1 protein-coding gene is annotated in these 738 nt (G+C 68.0%); it reads right to left on the bottom strand.

Annotated features, from left to right (window positions below):
- Positions 1 to 11 precede the first annotated feature (11 nt).
- Positions 12 to 738: transposase (locus HK417_RS24485; RefSeq protein WP_222273408.1), on the bottom strand; the 727-nt coding region annotated here is incomplete at its 5' end.

Genomic DNA, 738 nt, shown 5'->3' on the forward strand with positions numbered 1-738 from the left:
CTAGTGCCGGGTCAGGCAACCTTCGCCCTCTTGATGGTCTCGGCTCGGCGGATGACTTTGCGGAGCTGGGGATCGGTGACGTGCCGGTTTCGCCAGGCGATGTAGCGGCGGATCATGCTGGCCTGCTCGCGGTGGCTGTCGTGGTCGGTGCCGTCGAGGGCGAAGTAGCGCAGCGCGGTGAACTGGGCCTCGATCCGGTTGAGCCAGGAGCCGTAGAACGGCACGTAGGCCAGCTCGACGTTGTTCACCGCCGCCCACTGCCCGACCCGGCTGTCGGTCTTGGTGGACAGGTGCGGGCTGAAGTTGTCCAGCACGATCGCGATCCGCACTCCGGCCGGGTGCAGCGAGCGCAGATAGCGGCAGAACGCCAGGAACTGCGTGCGGTCCTTGCGGATCTTCACGTGCCCGTAGAGCTTGTCGGTGGACAGGTCATAGCCGGCCATCAGGTGCCGGATCCCGTGCGGGCGGGTGTAGGTCGCCCGGCGACGGCGCCGCCGCGGCCGGTTCTGCTCGCCCTTACCGACTGCGATCGGCGCCCACTGCTTGCCCGGATGCGGCTGGAGATTCAGCGGCCCGAACTCGTCCAGGCAGATGACGACGGTCGGGTCACCGGGGCCGGGACGGCGGTGCCCGTCGGCGATCGCGTAGAGCTCCAGCACCCGGTTCTTCTTGGTCTCGTAGTCCGGGTCGGTGCTGGTCTTCCAGGTCTTGACGGCCTGGAAAGGAGACGCCCTCCGC

The sequence above is a fragment of the Modestobacter marinus genome (assembly GCF_019799945.1).
Classification (GTDB): domain Bacteria; phylum Actinomycetota; class Actinomycetes; order Mycobacteriales; family Geodermatophilaceae; genus Modestobacter; species Modestobacter marinus_B.